Genomic DNA, 15168 nt, shown 5'->3' with positions numbered 1-15168 from the left:
TATGCATGCGACAGATCAAACTTTTCAAATACTATTGAGTCAATTGTTAGAAAAAGTTGAAGACCGTTGTCCTGAATGTGGCAGTGAACAATATGTTTGGCAACAAAAAAATAAAGATGGCACAGAACGTTGTGCCCCAACTTGTTGGTCGTGTGGGTATAAAATGCTAAAAAAACATGAACAAGAAGCCACTCAACAACGTTCTCAAGAGAGTTTTATGGCACGTACACAAAAATTTTTTCATCAAGGGTCCTTAATTGCTGATGATGCGCTACGGCAATGTCGTTTAACCAATTACCAAACCACTGAATTAGAAACAAGACAAGCAAAAGAACGGGCCTTAGCAGCAGTTTCAGCGATTGTTGAAGGAAAGCCAATCCACGTTATTTTTTCAGGGAAACCTGGTGTCGGTAAAAGTCATTTGGCTATCAGTATTTTAGTTGAAGTCTTAGAACGCTCTGCATATCAAAAGTATTGTTTATTTGTCAGCTACTCTGAGTTATTAGAAAAACTAAAAATGTCCATGAATGAATCGGCCAAAAGCCAAGCAAAGGCTCAAGCGTATATTACTAGAATGAAAAAAGCAGACGTTTTGGTCTTAGATGATTTAGGTGCTGAATTAGGAATTAAAAATAAAGTTAGTACGGATTTTAACAATGACATCTTAAACCGAATTTTAGAAGCTAGACAGAATAAAGCAACTATTTTTACTACTAATTTTTCTGGAAAACAACTGGTGGAGGCCTATGGAACACGCATTATTTCTCGTCTAATGAAGCACGCCAGTGGCTATGTTTTCCAATATAAAGACACAACAGACAAACGAATGAGGAGTGTGAAATAAATATGTTAACAATTATTATTGGGTTTATCTTTTGGACAATGACACTAATGTTAGGTTATCTAATTGGTGAAAGAGAAGGCCGTAAACATGAGTAATTTAACAAAACGTAAAAAAGATTTATTTGAAATGAAAAGCGTTGTATTTAAAGATATTTCAAAGCAACAAAGCGAAAAAGCACAAAAAAGAAAACGACTCTTACAACTAATGAATCAATATCCCGATTGGGCAAGTCAAAAAAATAAACTTATTATGCAGGAAATTCAAGAATTAGGACAAGCAATCGGCAATTGGTCGATGGATCAATCAAGACCCATCCAATCCATCAAGGCCGCATCGTTTACAAAAAGCGAGTATCTCTATTTAATCTGGCTCGGTTATTCAGATGAAGCGATTCGTCACGGCTTAGACATGTCGAAAGAGTGTTATTTTATTTATAGATTAACACTTTTAAATGAATAAAAGTAAAGGAGATTAACCAATGCGTACGTCAACATTTAATTATATCAAAGATATTTTAGCAGACTTTTATAAAACAGATGAGTATATCCGTCAACGGGAAGAAGAATTACGGCACCCTTATCAAGAAGCAGATTTAAATGCTGGTATTAGAGGACAAGGACTTCACTCTGTAGTGACCGAACGAATGGCGATTACGATAGCTATGGATCGTCGTCTGTGGAACTTAGAGAGAAATCGAGACATTATCAAAAATTGTTTAGCTGAAGCGGATGAACAAACGCGCGTGATTATTGAAGAACTATATATGAAAAAACGGCCCTCTTTAACATTAATTGGACTTGCCCAGCAATTATTTATTAGTAAAAGCCAAGCCTATAAATTAAGAAATCATTTCTTTGAAGCGGTGGCGGATGAACTAGGGATGTAAACATGGAAAAAGCGTGGAATTTTTTCAGGTGTCAACATGGTAAATTAATAGTGTCGAAAGAGATAGATAAACGTGAGGCAACCAAAAAAATGAAGACACGGAATTCTATGATTTTGACTGCTTTCTTGTGTCAGCTATGAAGGAGCAGAAAATGCCGGCTACTTTCAAGATCCTTCATTTTGACTAGAAGAGAGCCAATTTGTTAACCAATCCTGAATTTTTTGAATGGAAAGGTGGCGCTAAAAATGAATGAAGCGGAACAAGAGTTATATGAAGCCCTTGTTGCAATCTGCCAGACGTCAGGATTTTTGTTGCTAGAGGAACTGCCGACAGATTTACCAGATCAGCCATTTGTTTACTTAGGTGATAGTAAAGAATTACCTAAGCCAACTAAATCAGCTATTTTGGGTGAAATTGAATTAATAATGCATGTTTATGGTGCGTTATCTGAACGACAACAAATTTCTACAATTAAAGGAACGATTTTACGGCAGGCAACCAGTAACTTAAAACGAACGGCTCATTTTAATTGGGGTATCAAACATCAAGAAGTCAAAGCACAAATGGTAAAAGATACCAAACAAATGAAAAAAACAATTTGGCATGCTGTACTACCATTACACATGCAATTTTACTAGGAGGAATTATCAATGGGAGAAGTTATGCAAGGAAAAGACCGTATTTTATTAGTTCGTCGCTTGGATGAAGCAGCGACAAAGAAAGCAATGAAACCCTTATTTCAAATTGAACATGAATGGGAATTCTCACGTGAATCGAGCGGTACGCAAACAAAAGATGGCGTTGCGAATGCTGTTTCTGGTTTAGAAGTTACGTTATCGTTAAGCGGTTTAGCCTCTCGAGATGATGAAAATTTATACATGAAAGACGCAGTTGAAGATGGCATCTTAATGGAATTTTGGGATGTTGATTTAAAAGGTGAAAAAAATGCGGAAGGTAAATATCCAGCAATTTATGCCCAAGGTTATGTAAATTCATGGAGTTTACCAGCCAATGTAGAAGAATTAGTAGAAATCGAAACAGAAGCCTCTATTAATGGCAAACCACAAGATGGTTTTGCAACAGTAGAAGCAGATATTATTGCGGAAGCACAATATGCGTTCCAAGATACTGTTCCAGATAAAGTACCACAACCTGGCGAATAATCAAAAAGTGTTGAATTTTAGGAGGATAAAAAATGAATTTAGAGATTAACGGAAAAACAATTGAAGTGAAATTTACGATTGGCGCGATTCGCGAATTAGATAAACGTTACCAAATTGAAAATGGCGCTGCCAAATTCGGCATGGGCATCAGTTCAGCAATGATTTATTTACGCCAATACAATCCAGTAATCTTAGTTGACATCATGGAAGCTTTACAAAGTGGGCAATTAAAAATAGGTAAGTCGGAAATTGAAGCATGGTTAATGACCCAAGATGTCAAAAAACTTTCAGATGATTTGCTTAAAGAAATGGGAAAGCAACCTCTTACAAAACCAATGATCGATCAGTTCAGCAAAGAAGCGAAGAAAGCAGAAGCGCAAGCGACCAACTAATTAAAACGAGCGATGACGTGTATCACGACATCGCTCTTTCTGCTTTTCGCTACTTAGGCTGTCGTTCATTTGAAGAAGTGGATCAGATGACCATGTCTGAATTTGAATTACGAATGATTGCTTTTAATTTAGCAGAAGTAGATGAAGAGCGGAAAAGGCACGAGCTTGCCTACTTAAATGTTAAAGCGCAAGCGACAAACAAAAAAGGAAAACCCGTTTTTGAAAGCTTTAAAAGTTTTTATGATTATGAAAAACGAGTTGCTGAAGTTCTGGCAGCTAACCAGCCACAACGAACAAAATTAAATGAGCGGAAAAAAACGCAACTTGCCACTGTGGCAGAGCGTCTACGCCGCTATCGAGAAGGGAGGAGAGTAGATGGAGAATGACAAAGAAAAAACGCCGTTATCGGAGGCAAAGAAAAGCCTTGCAGGCGTCCAACAAGCATTAAAAAGTATGAGCGGTGAGTATGCCTTATTAAGTGGATATTTAGGGAAAATTAGTGCGGGTGTCAATCAGTCAGCCACGGTCATGAACACATTTAAAACCGTCATGCAACAATCTGGAGAAACAGTGAAAAAAACAGGAGACGAAACAGCAAAGGCAGCAGATCAAATGAACACAGCGTTAACAGATTCTGCTGAACAAGCCGGTGAAGCAGCTAAAAAAGCGGGGAAAGAAACCTCTGATGGCTTTACTAATGCACAAAATAATATGCTGAGCTTTGGGACGGCCATGACTAGTGCCGTTTCCTTACCTATGCTGAACGTTTTAAAAACAGCTATGGGCGTCGGTGCTGGGGTCAGTGGCGAATTTCAAGGAATGCAAGGACTGATTATGGCTAGTGCAGGAGGGATTTCTGATTCATTGCAAGGCGAGTTGCAAGGGGCATTGACTCAGATGAATCAATCATTTGAAGCGGCGGCACAAGTGATTCAAAGCGTGATGGCTCCAGGAATGGAAATTTTGGTTCAAGTGGTTATCACAGTCGTCAAAGGCATTACAGCTTTGGTGAATTTATTTATCAAATTACCAAAACCCGTCCAAGTTTTTATTGTTGCCATTATGGGCATTTTAGCCGCCATTGGGCCCATGTTGATTATGGTAACGATGGCTCAGCAAAAATTTCAACAGTTTAGTGCTGGTTTGGCTCTTGTACAAGGAAACATTGGGAAGTTAGGTGGTGGCTTATCAAAACTAAGTGCTAGTTTTAGTGCCTTAGGTGGAGGACCATTAATTTTAATTGTAGCAGCCGTTTTAGCAGCGGTAGCAGCGTTTATTTATTTCTATAAAACCAATGAAACATTTAGAAATAGTATCAATAGCTTAGCTAGTGCCATTCAAGGAGCTGTTTCAGCGGCGTTTGGTAAATTGGTAGGACTGCTACAACAGATCCAGCCGGCCTTTCAACAAATAATGGCAGTTTTTAAACAATTTTTTGCAGTAGGCTTAGAGAAAATGGCGACTATTTTTTCAACAATTGGTCGTGTGCTAGCAGGCGTTTTTGCCAGCGGTTTGCAATTAGGTAGTAACTTATTAGGGCAATTTGGTGGCACCTTTGACAAAGCTGGTTTAGCGGTTGGTCTTTTGGTAAAAGTTCTGACAAAAGTTGCACTGGCTGCATTAGGAATTTCCGGGCCGTTTGGTCTAATTATTTCCTTGATTGTTTCATTCGTGACGGCCTGGATGAAAACCGGTGATTTGAGTGCGGGTGGTATTACCCAAGTCTTTGATAATCTAGGTAACACGATTACATCTGTTACAACAATGCTTGCGGCTAATCTACCGAAAGTTATACAACTTTTTACAACCGTCTTAACCAGTATTCTCGGGAAAATAACAGAAGCTATTCCAAGCATCGTAACCGCGTTATCTAGTTTAATTACGTTAATTGTTGGTGCGATTGTTGCCAATTTGCCAGTCTTAATTGAAGCGGCAACACAAATTATTACTACGTTGATTCAGGGGATTACAACAGTCTTACCAATGTTGATAGAAGTTGGTTTGAGCTTATTAATGACTTTAGTTAATGCGATTGTCACCGCCTTGCCAACAATTACAACTGCAGCGATTAATATCATCACTACATTAGTGACAGCTTTTGTCACAGCGTTACCAATGCTAGTTACAGCAGGTGTTTCAATTATCACGGCCTTAGTCAATGCATTTGTTACGATGTTACCGTTGATTTTGACTGCTGGTTTACAAATTTTGATGGCATTAATCACTGGGATTATGACGATTTTACCTCAGTTAATTCAATCAGCGCTGACGATTATTCTAGCGTTAGTGACAGCGTTGATAGGTGCCTTACCACAGATTATCAGCGCAGGTGTCAAATTGTTAATGGCGTTAATTCAAGGAATTATTTCGATTTTACCAACCTTAGTTGCGGCAGCTATTACCTTAATTTTGACATTGGTAAATGCCTTAATTGGTGCTTTGCCACAAATCATCAGCGCAGGCGTCAAATTGCTAATGGCTTTGATCCAAGGGATTATTTCAATTTTACCGCAACTGGTTACTGCAGCAATTACGCTAATTACCGCTTTAATGGGTGCGTTAATCAATGCGTTGCCACAGTTGTTAAGTGCTGGGATTCAACTGATTCAAGCCTTAATTAATGGTGTACTCAGTCTATTGGGTGCCTTGCTGTCCGCAGCAGGAACATTAATCTCACAAATGATCACGAAGATTGGTTCTTATTTTGGTCAACTGTTAGCTTCGGGCGGACAGTTAGTTGAAAATATCAAAAATGGGGTTACCAATGCAGCCGATCAGGTAAAAAATGCCATTGGTTCTGTAATTGAAGGTGCTTGGCAAGCAATCCAAGGTTGGTTTTCAAAATTCACCGATGCCGGTGCGAATATTGTCGGTATGATTGCTGATGGAATTACAGGCGCAATTGGAAAAGCCAAAGAAGCAATCGATGGGGTCGTCAGTAAAATTCGTAACTTTTTACCATTTTCACCAGCAAAAGAAGGTCCCTTATCTGATTTGCATAAATTGAATTTCGGCGGCACGATTGCCACGGGGATTTATGCAGGCGAAACAGCCGTTAGTAGAGCAATGGCTTCTATTTTAGATTTACCGCTGTTAAATGATTTTGCCTTGGACTTAGCTGGTCGAGGAAACTTCACGGCAACGATTGACCATCGTTTAGAAAATGATGCATACAATCGACCATTATTTGTGACAGTAGAGTCAACGTTAGATGGGAAAGTTGTCGCAGCAACTACGGCGCCTTATTTAGCAACGGAGTTACAACGACAACAAGTGAAACAAAATAACCGCTTAGGAAGGAGAGGATAACATGTATAAATTTGTTGATACCAATCAAGCAACTCATTCAACGCCTCTTCCTTCAGAAGCGTTGAATTTTAACGGCCAATTTTTAGAAAAAGTCATCCCTGGCTATCAAACATTATCAGTTTCAGGACGAGAATTAGTTCCAAGCGAAATTGAAAGCTATCAATTAGGGATTCGTGATGGTAAACGTCACGTTTATGCGCGAATTCCAGAACGAGAATTAACAGTCAAATATCGCCTTTCAGCTGTGAATAATGAAGCGTTTCGAGATGCATTTAATCATTTAAACGTTGCTTTGTTTACGGAAAAAGACGTTTCTATTTGGTTTAACGATGAACCGGAAATGCTGTGGTTTGGCAGTAAGTCTTCAGTGAGTGATGTACCCGAAGGTGTTAACCAAGTAACAGGCACCTTTACTTTATTGCTTTCTGATCCGTATAAATACACACGGAGTGATGCGACTAGTGTGATGTGGGGTTCGCCAACCATTACATTTCAAGCGAATTACTTAATGGGGAATACAGGCTCAGGTGCAGTTGATTTTCCAATTTTAATTGAAGGCGGGGCTTATTGGGGATCAACCATGATTACCTTTCAAAATCGGGCTTACACGATGGGGGATTTAGGCAAAGAAGTTCGGCCAATTGAAATTTATCCTACGGTCGAAGGATTAAAAGTCAAACCGACCATTATTTTAATAGGAACCGGACGTGGTGTTTGGATTAAAACACGGAACGATACAATTAACTTAGGAGACTTTGATCGTTCGGAAATTATCATTGATACTGAAAATTTTTATCTGACAAAAAATGGTGCACCGATGATTCGACCAATGAACGATTTTTATCTATATCCCAATGAACCGCTGTATATTCAAGCCAAAGATAGCGACTTCCGCTTGACGATTCGCTATCCTAACCGATTTGTGTAGGAGGGTGATTAAATGTTAATGGTGCTGGATTTGAAAAGAACATATACGGCAATCTTGGATAATGCCTATCAAGTCAGTTATGAAAAAATAGAGAACAAAATTGGCAGTTTAGATTTTACCATGCCGCTAGATGATCCTAAAAATGAATTTATTGCAGAAATGCAATGGGTGGAACTGACCGACAATGAGAATGAATATATTGGTTTATATCGCGTGATGCCAACCACAATTAAGAAAGATGCGAACAATAATCAAATTCACTACTCTGCCACAGAAGCACTATGTACCTTAGGCGATACTGTCCTTTTTGGTTGTCACGAAATTAAAAACAAAACAACGAAAGAGGCCATTCAATTTCTATTGAATAAACAAAAAACAAAGCATTGGGTCCTGAAAAAATGTGATTTTTCAAGGAAATTAACCTATAAATGGGAGAATGAAAATGGGCTAGTCGAGCCTTTATTTAGCATCCCAGCCGATTTCGAAGAGGAATATCTTTGGCAATGGAATACAGAGGTCTATCCTTTTGAACTTTCATTAGTCAAACCGCCAACAGAACCAGTTGCGCGAATTCAAGAAGGTTACAACATGCAAGGATTTGAAATAGAACGTAATCCCAAGATGCTAATCAATCGGATTTATCCATTAGGTTCAGGCGAAGGTGTTAACAAAGTCAATATTCGCTCGGTCAATCAAGGGGTTCCGTATTTAGAGAACAAGGCCGCAATTGACCGCTATGGTTTATTAGAGTCAATTTGGGTGGAACAGCGTTTTTCTGATCCCAAGGCATTAAAGGAAAATGCTTTGCGAATGTTAGAAGAATGGACCAAACCACAAGTTTCTTGGGTAGTGACTGCAGCTGATTTAATTAAATTAACAGATCAACCTTTGGCAATCGATCGTTTGCGGTTGGGTACGGTTATCATGATTAATACGAATGAATTTGGGAGTGTCAACCTTCGTATCAAAAAAGAAAGTAAAAAAGATGTTTTTGGTGCCCCCCAAGACATTCAGCTAGAGTTGGGAAATCTGCAAGAAACAATTCATAGTACCATGACAGCTTTCAGTCGGAAACAAGAGATTAGCGAAACTTACGCACAAGGGGCGACGACACTTTTAAATCGTTCAATACAAGGAGAACTTAGTAAGACACAGCCAGTGGAGCTGAATTTATACTTTGACGAGGACATTCTTTATGTAAACACCGCAGAATTAACGTTCAAGGCAACTGCTAAAGGACCTTCGCATTCTGTAACGAACATTGATTTGGTAGTGGATGGCAAAAAATTACCCCAACTATCATTGCAACAACAACGGCTAAACATTTTGAGTTATTTACGAAAAACAACAGATGGAAAAATCGAACGCGGCAATCACACGCTTCAATTTTTCTCTCATCAGCCACTATGGTTGGATGCTTCGGTCATCTGTCGTGTGTATATTCAATCCCAATTGGGTGGCCAGTTTTAATAAAATAATGAAAATTAGAGGAGTGTGACGAAATGTCAGTAGAACATATTGAAGAATTAGATACCCTGAATCAAGGTCGCCTTAAAATCAATGCAATCTTGGATCAGTCGAATGCATCAGCTGAGAAAGTAGATGCTTACCAAGTCCAGTTAACGAATGGAATTTCTGAAGCAAAAAACATCGCAGATGAAGCTGGCAAAGAAGCTGTACAAATTGCCACCGATGCAGGCAATCAAGCAAATGAAACAGCCAACCAAGCGATGAACAATGCCAAAACAGCAATTACGATTGCAGGAAATGCAGTTTCAACGGCAAATAATAATAAACAAGAATTTGATACTTTGCGAAATGATTTCGATCAATTAGTAGCAGAAGCAGGTGATAGTAATCCAGAAATTGTCCAAGCACGCACAGATACACAAGGCATCAAACAAGCTACCTTAGCGAATCGTCTTCAAATTGATTTGAATAACCGTATGACAAAAGCAGACGGTATTTCTTTATTGGCTAAGCCAACTACTGTCAAAATGAAGTTAGACTTTAACGGTAAAACGGCCGGCAATACAGCCACCAATGCAAACAGTTATTCCACTGATTTTACGGCAAAAATTCTTAAGAAGCCAACAGACGTTTGGGAGGAAGTTTCCCAATCGGACTACAATAAAATGGCCAGCCGTGATGATGAGGGTGTGAAAACAGGTTCCACCCAAAGTGGTGTGATTCCACAACAATTAGCGGCCTTCAATCTCGTTGAAGCCGCAAAAAAATTAATTCCACAAATGTTTGAAACATTCACAACTGACGAGGCGGTAGCATTTATTCGCCAGAACGTTCAATTTTTTACGATTAATCAACGTGTGAAAGCCGCTGCGCCGAATAATCAAACGATTAAAATCGCTGCGTATTTACCAACTACGGATAATTGGGTAACTCAAATCCAAGAATCAGCAAAAGAGTTCGGCGATTTTTCAATTCAAATCAATGATCAGAATTTTATCACAGATGAAGGTTTCATTTATTTAATGAGCTATACAGATTCATCAAATGGGGTAACGCCAGCCAGCGTAGAAGTTGATTACGTGGGGCTTCATATTGGTCTGTCTGTTGATGCCCAAGCGGTTTTAGCGAAGAGTGGTTTTGTTCAAGCAGAGCAACTCAATACCCATGTGGAAAATCAGGATAATCCGCACCAAGTAACCGCTGAACAAGTGGGGCTAGGCAATGTAGAAAATTATGGCTTCGCATCAGACAGCGAAGCAGTCGCGGGAACTTTAACTAGTAAATATATGCACCCGAAAAACGTTGCGGAAGCGATTAAAGGTCAAGCTGTGACACAAACAGGTGATCAAGAGATTGCTGGGGTGAAGAATTTTGTAACTATGCCAACCGTCAATGGTTTGCCTTTGGAATCCTCTAGAATGGCCATTTATGAAGCTAGTGGAGTTGGTGAAGTCGAGGCAAAATATCAGGCGGCCTTTAATAAGGATAATATGAAATTTGTATTAATTAGGGTAGGAAATCGTGTCGATGCATTTGTAAGATGTAATTTGAGTGATCCAACGAAATTGAATACCCACATGCCTAAAATATTTAATATACCAACTGGGTACAAAATGTCCTCAAAAATAAGTGCTAGTGTCTGGAATATTCCGCTGTCAGTTGCACCTGCCGCTTTTCCGTATCCTAATTGTAATGCACTATATGAAATCGGGAATCAAGGGATAATTTTTGCCTCAAGCAGAGCTGGAAATATTTACCTACAAGGAAGTTGGTACACGGACGATCCGTTTCCGACAAAATAACAAGCTAGTTTAGGAGACTTTTTATGGAACGTTATCTCAACACAATAACAATGCTTTTAAGCATTTTCGGTGGGATTGTCGTACGTTTATTAGGCGGATTAGATCAATTGTTGGATGTCTTCCTCTTTTTAATTATTGTCGATTTCATCACAGGTTGGATTAAGGCAATCGCCACAAAAGAATTGTCCAGTCGGATTGGTATGCTCGGAATTGCGAAAAAAGTGACGATGTTATTTGTGGTTGCCGTAGCGGTTCGTGTTGAAAAAGTTGTGGGGAACAATTTGCCAATTCGGGAAATGGTTCTGATTTTTTACATTGCGAACGAAGGACTTTCTTTTTTTGAAAATATTGCGACCTTTATTCCTATGCCGAAAAAGTTAAAAGAGTTATTTATTCAGTTAAAAAATAAAGATGATTAAGTAGAAGTGGTCGGGACAAACGTAGAACTTTCGGCTGATTGCCGAAGAAATTACTTCTGTCCCGCCATTTATCTGCAGGTTTAAGCCGTGGAAGGGAAGTTATTTTGACTTTCTTTTCATGGCTTTTTTAGAAAGGAGTATGCTATGTTTAAAAAATTAATGGTTCAACTTGCTTTAGTGATTGGCTTAAGTTTAACGATTCCGATGACGGCTTGCGCTTACACCATCGAAGCGGATCCAATCAACTTTACTTATTTTCCAGGCTCTGCAAGCAATGAATTAATTGTTTTACATGAATCTGGAAACGAGCGGAACCTAGGACCACACAGTTTAGACAATGAAGTGGCCTATATGAAACGAAATTGGTCAAATGCTTATGTCTCATATTTTGTCGGATCTGGTGGACGAGTGAAACAATTAGCTCCTGCTGGCCAAATTCAATATGGCGCAGGTTCTTTAGCTAATCAAAAAGCCTATGCGCAAATCGAATTGGCTCGAACGAATAATGCGGCGACGTTTAAAAAAGATTATGCTGCCTATGTTAATTTGGCCCGTGATTTGGCTCAGAACATTGGTGCTGATTTTTCGCTAGACGATGGAACAGGTTATGGAATAGTCACTCATGATTGGATTACAAAAAATTGGTGGGGAGATCATACAGATCCTTATGGTTATTTAGCGCGTTGGGGGATTAGTAAAGCGCAGTTGGCACAAGATTTACAAACGGGCGTTTCTGAAACAGGTGAGACTGTCATTGTTCAGCCAGGTAAACCTAATGCACCAAAATATCAAGTAGGACAAGCAATTCGTTTCACTTCAATCTATACAACACCAGATGCTTTAATCAATGAACATCTATCAGCAGAGGCACTTTGGACACAGGTAGGAACAATTACAGCGAAATTACCGGACCGACAAAACCTTTACCGTATTGAAAATAGCGGACATTTGTTAGGTTATGTGAACGACGGCGACATTGCTGAACTTTGGCGCCCGCAAACGAAGAAATCATTTCTAATTGGTGTGGACGAAGGCATTGTTTTAAGAGCAGGACAACCTAGTTTGTCAGCACCCATTTATGGTATTTGGCCTAAAAATACTCGCTTTTATTACGATGCGTTTTATATTGCAGATGGGTATGTTTTTATTGGTGGAACAGATACAACAGGCGCGAGAATTTATTTGCCAATCGGACCAAACGATGGCAACGCACAGAATACATGGGGATCATTTACTAGCTAAAAAAAGCCACAAACTCTGATAAAAGCAGAGTTTGTGGCTTTTTTTGCATTTAACAGAGATTTTGCCAAAGGGAATAAGCAACGGAGACTGCGAAGCTAGGTACTTTTATGCTATAATGACAAAGTTAGTATTATCGGAACTGGAGGAACTATAATGGACGGCATTTTACCGTTATGGAAAGAACGTGGCATGACAAGTCATGACTGCGTATTTAAATTGAGAAAAATTTTACATACCAAAAAAATTGGTCATGGTGGTACGTTAGATCCAGATGTCGAAGGGGTCTTACCCATCTGCGTTGGCAAAGGAACGAAAGTGATCGAATACATGGTAGATTCTGGCAAAACCTATGAAGGTGAAATTACACTTGGATTTGCTACGACAACCGAAGATGTTAGTGGCGAAATTGTTGAAAAAAAACCAGTTACAACACCTCTATCAACTGAACAAATTGATCAAGCAATGGCCGAAATGACAGGTGAAATCACACAAATCCCACCGATGTTTTCTGCGGTGAAAGTCAATGGTAAACGTTTATATGAATATGCCCGGAACGGGGAAGAAGTTGAACGGCCCCAACGAAAAGCTACGATTTATTCATTTGAACGTACTAGTGAACCAATTTTTAACGAATCCGCTCAAACACAAAGTTGGCGGTTTAAAGTGGTCTGTGGCAAAGGAACCTATGTGCGGACACTATCCGTGGATACTGGCAAAAAATTAGGTTATCCTGCCCATATGTCGGATTTAACGAGAACGGCAAGTGGCGGTTTGCAAGCTGCGCAATGCTTAACGTTAGAAGAAGTAGCCAAACAAATGGCTGCTGAAACAATCGATCAATGCCTGTTGCCCATTGAGACAGCAGTAGAACAATTCCCACGAATTGATTTATCAGATGAATTGTATCAAAAAGTAAAAAATGGCATGCGTTTGCACAAAAAAGAATTAGGAATAAAGGCAATGCCGGAATCCTTAGTCGCCTTATTTTACCAAAATCAAGTGGTTAGTTTATACATGCCACACCCAACGCATGATAAATTATTGAAACCAAGTAAAGTTCTACGGAACAATTAAATAAAAAAGAAGGAAGTTTTTGCACATGCAAGTTATTCAACTACATCATCCCTATGAACCCAATCAAATTCCTAATGAAGAAGTCGTGATGGTCCTAGGCTTTTTTGACGGTGTTCACAAAGGCCACCAAAAAGTAATTGAAACAGGCAAAAAGATTGCTGAGGAAAAAGGCTTGAAGTTAGCTGTGATGACCTTCAACCAACACCCATCAATCGTTTTTCAAAAAGTTTTACCAGAAAATATGAAATATTTAACTAGCTTGGAACAAAAAGAACGCCTAATGGCCAACTTGGGCGTTGATATTTTATATATTGTCGAATTTACTTCAGCGTTTGCTCAATTAAAACCGCAAGATTTTGTCGATCAGTATATCGTTAATTTAAATAGTGCAGTGGCAGTCTCTGGGTTTGATTATACGTATGGTCCTAAAGAAATCGCTGGAGTCAAACAGTTACCAACTTATGCGCAAGGCCGTTTTGAAGTGGTGACAGTACCAAAAGAAGAAATGACTGGTGCCAAAATTAGCTCAACAAGAATTCGCGAAAAAATGGAAGCCGGCGAAATGGAGGAGGTCACGGAGTTGTTAGGATATATTTATGAAACAGAAGGAACAGTTGTCCATGGCGATGCTCGTGGCCGTTTATTGGGTTTCCCGACCGCTAATGTCAAAGTGAAAAGCACCGTGCGCTTACCAAGAATTGGCGTCTATGCTGTGCAAATCGAAGTTGGTGGCAAATGGTATGTCGGCATGGGCTCAATTGGTCATAATGACACCTTTGGAGAAGGACGCGATTTAACCGTGGAAGTCTATATTTTGGACTTCCATCAAGACATCTATGGTGAGCAAGTGGTGGTTCGTTGGAATCATTGTTTACGTGACCAAGTGAAATTCAATGGGGCTGAAGCCTTGATCGACCAATTAAAACAAGATGAACGAGATACGGCTGACTATTTCCAACAATCTGAGGACAAATAATGAAGATTCGTCAAGAAAAACCTGCAGAGTATCAAGCTGTAGAGCGTTTAACGTATCAAGCGTTCAAGGAATTAAACTTGACCGAAAACTGGCGTCCCACAGAGCATTTTATCGTGCATTTATTAAGAGAAAGTGCCGACTTTATTCCGGAGTTGTCCTTAGTTTCAGAAACTGATCAAGGAAAATTAACGGGTCATATTATGTCTTCAAAAGCCAAACTACGATTACCTGATCATACAGAGAAGGCTGTTTTGACCGTTGGGCCGCTAAGTGTCCATCCAGAAGCACAGAACACGGGCGTAGGCTCAGCGTTAATTAAGCATTCTGTGCAGAAGGCCAAAGAATTAGGCGTCGGCGGATTGATTATCCTGGGCCATCCAACTTACTATACGAAGTTCGGTTTTGTTCCAGCGACTACTTTTCAGATTACGTTACCAGAAAAAGAAACATCAGAAGCATTATTGGCTTTGGAATTACTGCCAGGTTATTTTGGTACAAGTGGTGGGGAGTGGCATTTTTCAACATGCTTTGCTTATCCAGAAACACACCTTGTAGAATTAGAAGCCTTTGAAGCAGAACTCGGAATAAATGAATAAAGAATAATAAGACGCGACAACTACTAGTTAAGTACTGGTGGTTGTCGCGTCTTTACTACTTTTTATT

General features: G+C 39.4%; 16 protein-coding genes. All 16 read left to right on the top strand.

The window, feature by feature from the left end; all coding sequences use genetic code 11:
- The first annotated feature begins 1 nt into the window (after nt 1).
- The 16 genes from IGL80_RS08610 to IGL80_RS08535 all read left to right on the top strand — a co-directional run bounded on the left by IGL80_RS08610 (nt 2) and on the right by IGL80_RS08535 (nt 15101).
- Nucleotides 2-844 (top strand): ATP-binding protein, encoded by an 843-nt coding sequence (locus tag IGL80_RS08610; RefSeq protein WP_002384644.1) that lies wholly within the window; start codon nt 2-4, stop codon nt 842-844.
- Nucleotides 845-910: 66 nt separating this feature from the next.
- The gene (locus tag IGL80_RS08605; RefSeq protein WP_002360492.1) at nt 911-1303 is read left to right on the top strand and encodes a hypothetical protein; all 393 of its coding nucleotides are present in this window, start codon (nt 911-913) and stop codon (nt 1301-1303) included.
- Between the two features lie 19 nt (nt 1304-1322).
- A complete protein-coding gene (locus tag IGL80_RS08600; protein ID WP_002360491.1) occupies nt 1323-1730 on the top strand; it encodes a RinA family phage transcriptional activator in 408 nt (135 codons plus the stop codon).
- Nucleotides 1731-1951: 221 nt separating this feature from the next.
- On the top strand, nt 1952-2368 hold the full coding sequence (locus IGL80_RS08595; protein ID WP_002382237.1) for a hypothetical protein: 417 nt from the start codon (nt 1952-1954) through the stop codon (nt 2366-2368).
- A gap of 12 nt (nt 2369-2380) precedes the next feature.
- The gene (locus tag IGL80_RS08590; RefSeq protein ID WP_002380206.1) at nt 2381-2893 is read left to right on the top strand and encodes a phage major tail protein, TP901-1 family; all 513 of its coding nucleotides are present in this window, start codon (nt 2381-2383) and stop codon (nt 2891-2893) included.
- Nucleotides 2894-2925: 32 nt separating this feature from the next.
- A complete protein-coding gene (locus IGL80_RS08585) occupies nt 2926-3285 on the top strand; it encodes a tail assembly chaperone (protein ID WP_002357848.1) in 360 nt (119 codons plus the stop codon).
- 17 nt (nt 3286-3302) lie between these two features.
- Nucleotides 3303-3671, top strand: a complete 369-nt coding sequence (locus tag IGL80_RS08580) for a hypothetical protein (protein ID WP_002360486.1) — start codon at nt 3303-3305, stop codon at nt 3669-3671.
- A complete protein-coding gene (locus IGL80_RS08575) occupies nt 3661-6594 on the top strand; it encodes a phage tail protein (RefSeq protein WP_002404500.1) in 2934 nt (977 codons plus the stop codon). Before IGL80_RS08580 ends, IGL80_RS08575 begins: the two co-directional genes overlap by 11 nt.
- A gap of 1 nt (nt 6595) precedes the next feature.
- Nucleotides 6596-7522, top strand: a complete 927-nt coding sequence (locus IGL80_RS08570) for a distal tail protein Dit (RefSeq protein ID WP_002360484.1) — start codon at nt 6596-6598, stop codon at nt 7520-7522.
- A 12-nt stretch (nt 7523-7534) separates the two neighbouring features.
- The gene (locus IGL80_RS08565) at nt 7535-8992 is read left to right on the top strand and encodes a phage tail protein (protein ID WP_002360481.1); all 1458 of its coding nucleotides are present in this window, start codon (nt 7535-7537) and stop codon (nt 8990-8992) included.
- A 32-nt stretch (nt 8993-9024) separates the two neighbouring features.
- The gene (locus IGL80_RS08560) at nt 9025-10794 is read left to right on the top strand and encodes a hypothetical protein (protein ID WP_002360478.1); all 1770 of its coding nucleotides are present in this window, start codon (nt 9025-9027) and stop codon (nt 10792-10794) included.
- Between the two features lie 23 nt (nt 10795-10817).
- Nucleotides 10818-11213 carry a phage holin family protein gene (locus tag IGL80_RS08555; protein WP_002357842.1) on the top strand — a complete coding sequence of 132 codons (396 nt, stop codon included), beginning with the start codon at nt 10818-10820 and terminating at the stop codon, nt 11211-11213.
- A gap of 144 nt (nt 11214-11357) precedes the next feature.
- Entirely contained in the window at nt 11358-12455 is a 1098-nt protein-coding gene (locus IGL80_RS08550) for an SH3 domain-containing protein (protein ID WP_002404501.1), read from the top strand.
- Nucleotides 12456-12608: 153 nt separating this feature from the next.
- Nucleotides 12609-13529 carry a tRNA pseudouridine(55) synthase TruB gene (truB, locus tag IGL80_RS08545; protein WP_002360476.1) on the top strand — a complete coding sequence of 307 codons (921 nt, stop codon included), beginning with the start codon at nt 12609-12611 and terminating at the stop codon, nt 13527-13529.
- Nucleotides 13530-13554: 25 nt separating this feature from the next.
- A complete protein-coding gene (ribF, locus tag IGL80_RS08540) occupies nt 13555-14505 on the top strand; it encodes a riboflavin biosynthesis protein RibF (RefSeq protein ID WP_002360475.1) in 951 nt (316 codons plus the stop codon).
- On the top strand, nt 14505-15101 hold the full coding sequence (locus IGL80_RS08535; RefSeq protein WP_002360474.1) for a GNAT family N-acetyltransferase: 597 nt from the start codon (nt 14505-14507) through the stop codon (nt 15099-15101). Before ribF ends, IGL80_RS08535 begins: the two co-directional genes overlap by 1 nt.
- The last annotated feature ends 67 nt before the right edge of the window (nt 15102-15168 follow it).

It is taken from the genome of Enterococcus sp. DIV2467a, assembly GCF_050532945.1.
Classification (GTDB): domain Bacteria; phylum Bacillota; class Bacilli; order Lactobacillales; family Enterococcaceae; genus Enterococcus; species Enterococcus faecalis.
This window is presented reverse-complemented; position numbering and strand designations above follow the sequence as displayed.

Coding starts and splice junctions, on each gene's coding strand:
- IGL80_RS08570 (WP_002360484.1), top strand. CDS start 6,596: ATGTATAAATTTGTTGATACCAATCAAGCAACTCATTCAACGCCTCTT.
- IGL80_RS08555 (WP_002357842.1), top strand. CDS start 10,818: ATGGAACGTTATCTCAACACAATAACAATGCTTTTAAGCATTTTCGGT.
- truB (WP_002360476.1), top strand. CDS start 12,609: ATGGACGGCATTTTACCGTTATGGAAAGAACGTGGCATGACAAGTCAT.
- IGL80_RS08535 (WP_002360474.1), top strand. CDS start 14,505: ATGAAGATTCGTCAAGAAAAACCTGCAGAGTATCAAGCTGTAGAGCGT.
- IGL80_RS08550 (WP_002404501.1), top strand. CDS start 11,358: ATGTTTAAAAAATTAATGGTTCAACTTGCTTTAGTGATTGGCTTAAGT.
- ribF (WP_002360475.1), top strand. CDS start 13,555: ATGCAAGTTATTCAACTACATCATCCCTATGAACCCAATCAAATTCCT.
- IGL80_RS08565 (WP_002360481.1), top strand. CDS start 7,535: ATGTTAATGGTGCTGGATTTGAAAAGAACATATACGGCAATCTTGGAT.
- IGL80_RS08610 (WP_002384644.1), top strand. CDS start 2: ATGCATGCGACAGATCAAACTTTTCAAATACTATTGAGTCAATTGTTA.
- IGL80_RS08585 (WP_002357848.1), top strand. CDS start 2,926: ATGAATTTAGAGATTAACGGAAAAACAATTGAAGTGAAATTTACGATT.
- IGL80_RS08590 (WP_002380206.1), top strand. CDS start 2,381: ATGGGAGAAGTTATGCAAGGAAAAGACCGTATTTTATTAGTTCGTCGC.
- IGL80_RS08560 (WP_002360478.1), top strand. CDS start 9,025: ATGTCAGTAGAACATATTGAAGAATTAGATACCCTGAATCAAGGTCGC.
- IGL80_RS08575 (WP_002404500.1), top strand. CDS start 3,661: ATGGAGAATGACAAAGAAAAAACGCCGTTATCGGAGGCAAAGAAAAGC.
- IGL80_RS08600 (WP_002360491.1), top strand. CDS start 1,323: ATGCGTACGTCAACATTTAATTATATCAAAGATATTTTAGCAGACTTT.